The sequence below is a fragment of the Burkholderia sp. AW49-1 genome (genome assembly GCF_053427845.1).
The window spans coordinates 61377-70109 of sequence record NZ_JBSAXF010000028.1; the positions used below are offsets into that span (position 1 = coordinate 61377).

The window sequence follows — 8733 nt, forward strand, 5'->3', positions numbered from 1 at the left end:
TCGAGCGGCACGGGCGTGCCGCGACAGACACCCGCCCTGGCTCAACCGGCTTTCGCGGTCTTCCGCACGCGCGGCTTGCGCGCCGCCGGAAACGCGCCGACGCCGCGCGGCCGTTTCGGCTCGATGCCCGTTTTGCCGATGACGTGCCGGAAATCGATCTCGTGCGCGGCGAGCGCGCCGATCAGGGTCGCGATGACCGCGAGGTGGGAAGGGACGGTGCCCTTGCTCGAATAGTTCGTGATGGAACTTTCGTTCATACGGATCAGGCGGGCGAATTCCCGAGCCGTCAACTGCGCTTTCTTCAACTCCTGTTGAAATTCCGCATACGCCATTGCACACATGTCGCTTCATCTCCGCAAAACTTGAATCGGCTCCGCGCGGCGCCGGCGTCGACGGATGGCGTTCCCGTCGTGCCGGCGTCGCGGGGCGTTACATCTTCACCTGGTCGAGGAAGGTCTTCTTGCCGCTCTTGTAGCCGTAGATCGAGATGATCCCGTGCGTCAGGTCGCCCTTCGCGTCGAACGTCGTCGTGCCGATCACGCCTTCATATTTCGTCGACGGCATCGCCGCGAGGATCTTCGCCGGGTCGGTCGAGTTCGCGCGCTTCATCGCGTCGACCGCGATATAGACCGCGTCGTACGCGAACGGCGCATCGAACTTGATGCCCTGGTTGAAGCGCTTCTGGTACTTGGCGAGGAACGCCGCGCCGCCCGGCATCTTCTCGAGCGCCGCGCCGGCCTGCGAGCACAGCACGTTGTCGGCCGCCGGGCCGGCCAGCTCGGCCAGCGAGTCGGTGCACACGCCGTCGCCGGACAGGATCTTCGCGCGCAGGCCGAGCTGCTTCGCCTGCTTCGCGAGCGGGCCGCCGGTGGCGTCCATGCCGCCGTACATGATCGCGTCTGGGTTCTCGCCCTTGACCTTCGTCAGAATCGCGCGGAAGTCGACGGCCTTGTCGTTGGTCGCATCGTGCGACAGCACCTTCAGGCCGAGCGCCTTCGCCTTCTTTTCGAATTCGTTCGCGAGGCCCTGGCCGTACGCGGTCGAATCGTCGATCACCGCCACGCTCTTCACGCCCTTCGACTGCGCGTAGCTCGCGAGTGCCGGACCTTGCTGCGCGTCGGTCGCGACCACGCGATAGGTCGTCTTGAAGCCCTGCTGCGTGTAGGTGGGGTTCGTGGCCGACGGCGAGATCTGCACGATGCCGGCGTCGCTGTAGATCTTCGACGCCGGAATCGAGGTGCCCGAGTTCAGGTGGCCGATGACGGCGACGACCTTGTCGTCGACGAGCTTCTGCGCAACCTGCGTGGCCTGGCGCGGGTCGGCCGCGTCATCCTGCGCGTCGAGCTGCAGCGTGATCTTCTTGCCGCCGATCGTCAGGCCCTTCGCATTGATTTCCTCGACCGCGAGGCGCGCACCGTTCTCATTGTCCTTGCCGAGATGCGAAATGCCGCCCGTCGTCGGTTCGACGCTGCCGATCTTCACGACCTGGTCGGCCATCGCGCCCGATGCGGCCGCGAATGCGGCGGCGGCCAGTGCGACGGTCATCAGGGGTTTGCAGCGCATGCCGACAATGCTTCGTTCCATCTGCCATCTCCGTTGATTGATATTTCTATTACCGCCCGGTCGGCCGCGCGCCCTCGTGAGGCGATCGGCGAGCCGGACGAGTCTCCGTGACCCATGACGGGTTCGGCTTGCATGTCGCCGGGCCGTCGAGACCGGCGATTTCGTCTGACGACATGCAATTGGTATGAATATATCTGAACCCGTTTGCGCCCGCTTGCGCGAATTGCCCGGCCTTGCGCAAATATGATGCGCTTGCGCGGCTTTTCGCGCAGATGTGGCTGTTTTGTACCGTCGAATGCTCCGATTATTCGACCGGACCGCCACCGATGACCATGGACAGTGCAACGCAATCAGTCGAGAACTGTTCGGTCGGTTTGTCTGCACACTTTCATCGTCACGCCGCAGCAAAGCCGCCATCCGATTGATGCAACTAACGGTCAAGTCCGCCCGCGTCGATGAATTGGCGCGCGGTGTCGAACTGCATGTGTGTCAGTTTTGCAGCCGACGGGGCCCGGCTTGGCGGAACCGCGCCCCCGTCGTTCTTCGAGCAAGTCTTGTCGTCCGACGAAACCGCGCGCCTATGTCCGTCCGCGCAAGGCCACGAGTATCACGCCGGCAATTGCCAGCAGGCCACCGCACACCGTCTCGATGCCGGGGCGCTCGCCCGTCAGCGCCATCGACAATGCCGTCGCGACCGCCGGCGTCAGATAGAGGAAATTGGCGGCGCGCGCCGCGCCGAAGTGGCCAAGCGCGAAGGTCCACGTCGCGTAGCCCAGCGCGGCGGGAAAGACGCCGAGCACCAGGACGGCAAGCGTCGTGTCGCGCGAAGCCCCGCCGCCGAGCGACACGAGCGCGCCGGGCAGCCATGGCGTGAGCAGCACCGCACCCGCCAGCAGCGTATAGGCGGCGCAGGGCAGCGCGCCGTACACGGGAATCAGCCGCCGCTGCAACACGAAATAGCTGGCCGAACACAGCGCCGCGCCGAGAATCAGCGTGCTCCCGGAGCCGAGGACGAGACCGCCCGGCTGTCCGTGCGCGATCACCGCGATGCCGGCCAGGCTGACCAGCGAGCCGAGCCATCCCCAGCGATTGAAGCGTTCGCGCAGAAACACCGCGGCCAGCACCGCCGTGAAGATCGGCAGCGTGTTCACGATGAAGCTCGCGGCGCCGGCCGACACGGTCTGCTCGCCGGTATTGAGCAGCGCGTTGTAGAGCGCGATGCCGAGCAAGCCGCAGACGAGAAAGCGCAACGCGTCGCCCGTGGCCGGCAGTCGAGGCCGCCGCCACGCGAGCCATGCGATCACGAGCACGGCCGCGGTCGCGAAGCGTGCGGCCGCGAGCTGCAGCGGGGCCAGGCCGTGCAGGCCGATGCGGATGAACGGGAAGGCGGAGGCCCACGAGACGATCGTGAACGCCACCGCGCCGGCCGCGACGAGCGGCAGTCGCGCGCCGCGCGACGAGGGGGAAGAAAGCGTGTTCATGCGGCAATGGTGCGGCGTGGTCAGATGTTAAGCTAGCGCACAGATCAACATGCGGGTATGAATATGGCTCACAGCTCGGTGCGCATGCGGCAGCGTGTGGCGGACGCGCTGCCGGCCCTCGCGTCGGCACCCGGCCCGCGGCCGCCGCTGGCCAGCCTTGAGACCGTGTGCGCGGTGGCGCGGCAGGGTTCGTTTCTGGCGGCCGCCGATGCCTCCGGCGTCACGCATGGCGCGATCAGCCGGCGTGTGGCGGCCGTCGAGAACTGGCTGGGCATGGCATTGTTCGAACGTCATGCGCGCGGCGTGCGGCTGACGCCGGACGGTCAGCGCTTCGTCGGCCGGATCGAACAGGCGTTCGCGATCATCGACGGCGCGGCCGATCAGTGGCGCTCGCCGCGCACGCCGCGGCTGGTCAGGATGAGCGTGGTGCCGGCGTTCGCGCAGCTCTGGCTGCTCGAGCGCCAGCGTGCGCTCGAGAGCGAAGCGCCCGCGTTGCGCATCGAGCTCGGCATCGAGCTTCGCAACGTGGATATCGCCGCCGGCGAAGCGGATCTGTCGATCCGGTACGGACGCGGCAACTGGCGTCAGCTCGAGACTCACGAGTTCATGCCGGAAACGCTTTATCCGGTCGCGCATCCGCGGCTCGCCGCGCAACTGGCCGCGCTGCGCCGTCGAAACGGCGACGCGGCGCTGCTCGAGATGCCGCTGTTGCACGACTCCGACGTGACGGGCTGGCGTACCTGGTTCGACGCGCTCGGCATTCCGTTCAAGCCGCGCGCGCAGGATCGCCGCTTCGAGGACTACAACCTGGTGCTCGCGGCGGCCGAAGCCGGGCTCGGCGTGGCCCTGGCGCGGATGCCGCTCGCTGAGGCATATCTCAGGCGCAGCGCGCTCGTGCGCGTGAGCCGCCATGAGGTCGAGTCGCTGCTGAGGTATCACTTCGTGCATGCGAAGGGCGAGAATCGTCCGGAAGTGCTCGCGCTGATGGAGCGGATGCGGGCGGCGCTGGGGTAGGCGACGGCAGCGTCGGGACCGGCGACGCGACGTGCGTCGACGCCGCTGGCGCTCGACCGCGGCCATGGGATCGTCGACAATGCGACCGCGGAAAACCGCGAGATCCGAAGATGAACGAGAATCGACAGTTTTTGCAGACGTGCGGATGCAGAGGGAGAGAGTGAGTAATGAATAGACCAGACAAGTCGTCGAAAGCGCGTGCGGCGCTCGACCAGCTGTTTTCGGGCATGGCGCCCGCGGATGCGCAGCAGCGCGCGTCGCGTCCGGGCAATCCGTTCGAAGCGGCAGGCGACCCCGCGGGCGCCGACGGCCGCGTCGAAGTCACGTTGTCGACGAGAATCCAGTTGCGCGGCTATCCGGGCGCGGATGCGTTCATGAAGCGCATGGCCGAGGCCTGGGGCCTCACGTGGGGCCCGTACGACGCCGTGCGGGCGACGGCGACGCTGCCGGCCGGCTGGCGCTCGCGCCGGCTTCCGGAAGTCACGCAGATCGTCGATGAACGCGACGTGCTGCGCGCGGAAAGCAGCCTGCAGGGCGGCGAGATGTCGTATCTGAAAGTGCATCCGCGCTATTACATCGATGCGCGCAAGGGGTTCGGCTGGCGCAAGTCGTCGAAGGCGTCCGACGATCCGGATCTCGACGGCCCCGACTGGAACTGCTACGTGATGGATCGGGAAAAGTCCGTCGAAGTGCACGAGATGACGACGTCGTCGTCGAAGGCCGATCTGGACAACGCGCGTGCGACGTTGTTGAAATGGCTCGACGAGCACTACCCGAAGCACCGCGATCCGTTCGCGTACTGGACGGATTGCGAACGCCCGTTGTAAGGCGCGCACGGCGCGCCGTTGCCGCGGAGGGCAATTGAAGCAGACCGGTGCGGTCCCGATTCTCTGGGCAGCGTTCGGCGCGGCGTTCGGCTCGACCGTCATCGAGCTGCTGCTCTGGCCGATTGCCGGAGAAGACGCCTTTCACAACCTGCTTCGCGACGCGCGCCTGACGGCCGCCCTCGTGATGGGGCAATCCGTGCTCGGTGCGTCAGCGGGCTTCGATCCGACGATCATGGGCGTGGCGACGCTGGTGCATGCCGCGCTGTCGCTTGCCTATGCGGCCGTTCTGGCGAGAATGGTCCGCAACCTGTCGCCGGGCGCCGCGCTGCTTGCGGGCGGCGCATTCGGATGCGTTCTCTACGTCATCAACCTGCATGTGTTCACCGCGGTGTTCCCGTGGTTCGCGGCGGTGCGCGGCGCAATCACGCTGGTCGCCCATGTGGTGTTCGCTGTCGTTGCGGCGGGCGTCTACTGCATCGTCCGGCGCTCGCCGCGCGCATGATCGCTGAAGGTCCTTGCGTCGCGCATTCGCATCCCGACCCCTGGAATAATCCGGCACGCTACATCGTCTAATGGTCGGGTGACCCGATACGAAGCCGCGCGTCGTTCGTGATGCCAGGGATCGGGTGGTCGGGGCAATCATGCGGGAGCCGATCATGTGCAACTTGTTTCGGGTCGGGATGGGCGTCGTTTGTCTCGGCTGTTCCATGTGCGTGCTTGCGCAAACGTACGACGACACGCCGGATGAGGGCGCCCGTTGCCGTGCGGTCGTCGTGCAAGCGGAAATCGACGGCACGCAGCAGCAGATCGTCGGGCGCGCGTGCCGGCAAAGCGACGGCACCTGGCAGATGATGCAAAGCCAGGACGGCACCATCGTGTGGTACCCGGACACCGCTTATCCGTACGCCGACCCGTGGTACTGGGGGCCGGCGGTGTTCGTCGGCACGGGTGTCAGTTTCGTCTTCATCGACCGTTTCCATCATCGGCATCGCTTCGACCACTTCGGTCACTTCGGTCATTTCGACGGAGGCGTGCGTGGCCGCGTCGGTGTGCCGATGGGCACCGGCTTTCATCGTGGCCCGGCTTTCGTCGGCGGGGAGCACGGGTTCGGTGGAATGCGCCGGCATTGAGTCGACGCACATCAAGGTGTGCCGGCGCCGGGTCAATGCGACGGGACGGTGCCGTCAGAACTTGTGGCGGATGCCGACGATCGCAGCGTTCCTGCGTATCGGTGCCCGAGTTCACGCCATACGAGCCGACCGATGCGGCGGCCTTCACGATTGCGCCGCTCGCGTTCAGCGTATTGCCGCTCGCCTTCTGGTAGCCGAACAGCGCGTACAGGTCGGTGCGCTTCGACAGCACGTAGTCCGCGCCGACGGCATGGAGCGAGGCCGGAAGAGCGAGCAGTGCGAATGACTGGATTCGTCTCTTTGTTGGATTCTCCCGTCGGTCGATAAGTCCGACGAGTCGGTGAACGATACGGACGGCGCATCGTCGAGGGAACCAACAAATTGTCGAATCGTTATGAGGCGCAGTGGTGATGGATGCGCGCGCAACCGTTCGGCAGAACGCACGCTGAACGCTCACGCATCGTGCCGGCGTGATGCATTCCTGAGCACGAGCGCCATCAGCTGCCGGCGCGAGTCAACGCCGAGCTTCGCGAACGCACGCTTCGCGTAGGTATCGACGGTGGAGGTCTTGAGGCCCATCGACTGCGCGATCGCCGCCGAGGTCATGCCCTGGATGAACGATGCACACACGTGCATTTCGCGCGCGGTCAGCCGTTCCTGCAGTTCCGGTAGCCATTGCGCGACGAGGTCGAGATCGAGTTCGTCGCGCGGCGCTTCGTCCGCGCAGGCCGCGCCGAGCAGCCGCTTGTGCGCGGACGCCATCGGCAGCACGACCTGCGACAGCTGCTTCAGCAGGCTCAGCTCCTTCAGCGAAAACGGCGGCAGCCGCCGCGAACGCGCGACCGAAATCGAGTAGCGCGTGCCGCCCGTCACGCCCGCGACCACGCATTCGTCGTGAATGTCGCCGGCGTCGAAGAACAGGTGCCGCAGCTCGCTCGCGACCCGCTGCGACGACACCTGAAGCAGCTGCGTGTCGCTTTCGCTGTCGATGGCCGCGTACGTGACGTCCTCGCTCGCGTAGCTGCGGTAGTAATGGCGCATCACCTGCGCGACAAGCTCGGGCTCGCGGCCGAAGCTGCCGATCCAGCCGACGCTGCGCCTGCCCGACGCCGCACCGCGTTCGTAGTCGAGATGCACGGCGTCGAAGTCGACGTAGCGCACGAGCGTGTCGTACACGGCGCGTATGAACTGCGGGGTCCCGATCGCTTGCGCGATGTCACCGAGCGTATCGGTCACGAATGCGACATGACTCAGCGGGAGATCGGGGGCGGAAAGCGCAGCGCTCATGGCGTCGGGTGTCGAAGAAATCGGGTGGCCTACAGGTATCACGAAAATTTTCGACTGCCTACGCGGGAATCTACCCAAACGGCCCCGAACGACGATGACGTTTGTCCCGGTTTTCGGGACTGACGATACGAGCCGCGATCTCTACATTGCCCCTTGTGCTGAACACCGACTGACGGCGTCGACGCCGTTCCGGATCCGGACCGGGCGTCACGGCCGATATCCATCACAAGGAGAATCCCCATGCGTATCCGTTTCCGTCGTCGCGCGGCCTTGCGCGCCGCGCTTGCCACGTCGGTGGCGCTGGCCGCTACGGCCAGCCTGCCTGCCCGTGCGGGCGATGCCAACCTGAACGTGTACAACTGGTCGGAATACGTCGCGAAGGACACGGTGTCCGGATTCGAGAAGCAGACGGGCATCAAGGTGCGCTACGACAGCTACGACAGCGACGACACGCTGCAGACCAAGCTGCTCGCGGGCAGCTCGGGCTACGACATCGTCGTGCCGACGTCGAACTATCTCGCCCAGCAAATCCAGGCCGGCGTGTACCAGAAGCTCGACAAATCGAAACTGCCGAATCTCGCGAACCTCGACCCGGTGTTGATGAAGATGATCGCGAAGGCCGATCCGGGCAACCAGTACGGCGTACCGTGGGCGTGGGGCACGACGGGCATCGGCTACAACGTGGAGGCGGTGAAGAAGCGGCTCGGCGACGCGGCGCCCACCGACAGCTGGGCGCTGCTGTTCGATCCCGCGAACGCGGCGAAGCTGAAGGGGTGCGGCATTTCGCTGCTCGACGCGCCGGACGCTGCGTTCGCGGCCGCGCTGCAGTATATGGGCAGGGACCCGGAGAGCAAGAACCCGGCGGACTATCAGGCCGCGTACGACGTTCTGAAGAAGATCCGTCCGTATGTGACGCAGTTCAGCTCGGCCGGCTACGCGGACGACCTCGCGAACAACGACGTGTGCGTCGTGCTCGGCTGGTCCGGCGACGTCAGCGTCGCGCGGCGCCGCACGCTGGATGCGAAGCGTTCGTACGAGATCCGCTACGTGAATCCGAAGGAAGGCGGGCTGCTGTGGTTCGACGTGATGGCGATCCCGAAGGATGCGCCGCACCCCGAAGCCGCGCTGAAGTGGATCAACTATATCGAGGAGCCGAAGACCAACGCGGCGATCACGAACGAGATCTTCTATCCGAGTGCGAACAAGGCCGCGAAAGCGTTCGTGACGCCTGCGATCGCACAGGATTCGGGCGTCTACCTGTCGGACGCCGCAATCGCGAAGACGTCGCTCGCGATGCCGCGCAGCGCCGACATCGCTCGAATGCAGAACCGCCTGTGGCTGCAGCTGAAGTCGGGCGGTTGAGGGCGACGATCATGGACCATATCGTATCCGCCCGGCCGGCCGCAGCCGATCATCGCAGCCGGCCCGCGC

General features: G+C 66.0%; 9 protein-coding genes and 1 pseudogene. 5 read left to right on the top strand and 5 right to left on the bottom strand.

From position 1 onward, the window contains the following. Nucleotides 1–41: 41 nt before the first annotated feature. From ACV22W_RS28100 to ACV22W_RS28110, 3 genes are all read right to left on the bottom strand, one after another. Entirely contained in the window at nt 42–341 is a 300-nt protein-coding gene (locus ACV22W_RS28100) for an XRE family transcriptional regulator (RefSeq protein ID WP_448022742.1), read from the bottom strand. Nucleotides 342–429: 88 nt separating this feature from the next. Then, nucleotides 430–1584: a branched-chain amino acid ABC transporter substrate-binding protein gene (locus ACV22W_RS28105; RefSeq protein ID WP_059536583.1), complete on the bottom strand. Its 1155-nt coding sequence runs from the start codon at nt 1582–1584 to the stop codon at nt 430–432. 557 nt (nt 1585–2141) lie between these two features. Next, the gene (locus tag ACV22W_RS28110) at nt 2142–3044 is read right to left on the bottom strand and encodes a DMT family transporter (RefSeq protein ID WP_448022743.1); all 903 of its coding nucleotides are present in this window, start codon (nt 3042–3044) and stop codon (nt 2142–2144) included. A 57-nt stretch (nt 3045–3101) separates the two neighbouring features. Between ACV22W_RS28110 and ACV22W_RS28115 the strand changes: the two genes are divergently transcribed. The 4 genes from ACV22W_RS28115 to ACV22W_RS28130 all read left to right on the top strand — a co-directional run bounded on the left by ACV22W_RS28115 (nt 3102) and on the right by ACV22W_RS28130 (nt 6015). Further along, complete coding sequence (locus ACV22W_RS28115; protein ID WP_448022744.1) at nt 3102–4058, top strand: LysR substrate-binding domain-containing protein; 957 nt, start codon at nt 3102–3104, stop codon at nt 4056–4058. A gap of 167 nt (nt 4059–4225) precedes the next feature. Further along, nucleotides 4226–4885, top strand: coding sequence for a nitroreductase (locus tag ACV22W_RS28120; RefSeq protein WP_448022745.1), 660 nt, complete (start codon nt 4226–4228; stop codon nt 4883–4885). 34 nt (nt 4886–4919) lie between these two features. Beyond that, on the top strand, nt 4920–5387 hold the full coding sequence (locus ACV22W_RS28125; protein WP_448022746.1) for a sodium:proline symporter: 468 nt from the start codon (nt 4920–4922) through the stop codon (nt 5385–5387). Between the two features lie 154 nt (nt 5388–5541). Then, entirely contained in the window at nt 5542–6015 is a 474-nt protein-coding gene (locus ACV22W_RS28130; protein ID WP_448022747.1) for a hypothetical protein, read from the top strand. A gap of 54 nt (nt 6016–6069) precedes the next feature. On the opposite strand, the pseudogene ACV22W_RS28135 reads toward ACV22W_RS28130, so the two are convergent. Both ACV22W_RS28135 and ACV22W_RS28140 read right to left on the bottom strand, forming a co-directional pair. Next, nucleotides 6070–6289, bottom strand: a pseudogene (locus ACV22W_RS28135) (porin); the annotation flags it as partial. 179 nt (nt 6290–6468) lie between these two features. Then, on the bottom strand, nt 6469–7302 hold the full coding sequence (locus ACV22W_RS28140; RefSeq protein WP_448022748.1) for a helix-turn-helix transcriptional regulator: 834 nt from the start codon (nt 7300–7302) through the stop codon (nt 6469–6471). 240 nt (nt 7303–7542) lie between these two features. Between ACV22W_RS28140 and ACV22W_RS28145 the strand changes: the two genes are divergently transcribed. After that, a complete protein-coding gene (locus tag ACV22W_RS28145) occupies nt 7543–8664 on the top strand; it encodes a polyamine ABC transporter substrate-binding protein (protein WP_448022749.1) in 1122 nt (373 codons plus the stop codon). Nucleotides 8665–8733: the final 69 nt, after the last annotated feature.

What these genes read in the sequence shown, in the direction of transcription:
- ACV22W_RS28140 (WP_448022748.1), bottom strand. Translation starts at nt 7,302, where the DNA reads ATGAGCGCTGCGCTTTCCGCCCCCGATCTCCCGCTGAGTCATGTCGCA.
- ACV22W_RS28120 (WP_448022745.1), top strand. Translation starts at nt 4,226, where the DNA reads ATGAATAGACCAGACAAGTCGTCGAAAGCGCGTGCGGCGCTCGACCAG.
- ACV22W_RS28115 (WP_448022744.1), top strand. Translation starts at nt 3,102, where the DNA reads ATGAATATGGCTCACAGCTCGGTGCGCATGCGGCAGCGTGTGGCGGAC.
- ACV22W_RS28145 (WP_448022749.1), top strand. Translation starts at nt 7,543, where the DNA reads ATGCGTATCCGTTTCCGTCGTCGCGCGGCCTTGCGCGCCGCGCTTGCC.
- ACV22W_RS28130 (WP_448022747.1), top strand. Translation starts at nt 5,542, where the DNA reads ATGTGCAACTTGTTTCGGGTCGGGATGGGCGTCGTTTGTCTCGGCTGT.
- ACV22W_RS28100 (WP_448022742.1), bottom strand. Translation starts at nt 341, where the DNA reads ATGTGTGCAATGGCGTATGCGGAATTTCAACAGGAGTTGAAGAAAGCG.
- ACV22W_RS28105 (WP_059536583.1), bottom strand. Translation starts at nt 1,584, where the DNA reads ATGGAACGAAGCATTGTCGGCATGCGCTGCAAACCCCTGATGACCGTC.
- ACV22W_RS28110 (WP_448022743.1), bottom strand. Translation starts at nt 3,044, where the DNA reads ATGAACACGCTTTCTTCCCCCTCGTCGCGCGGCGCGCGACTGCCGCTC.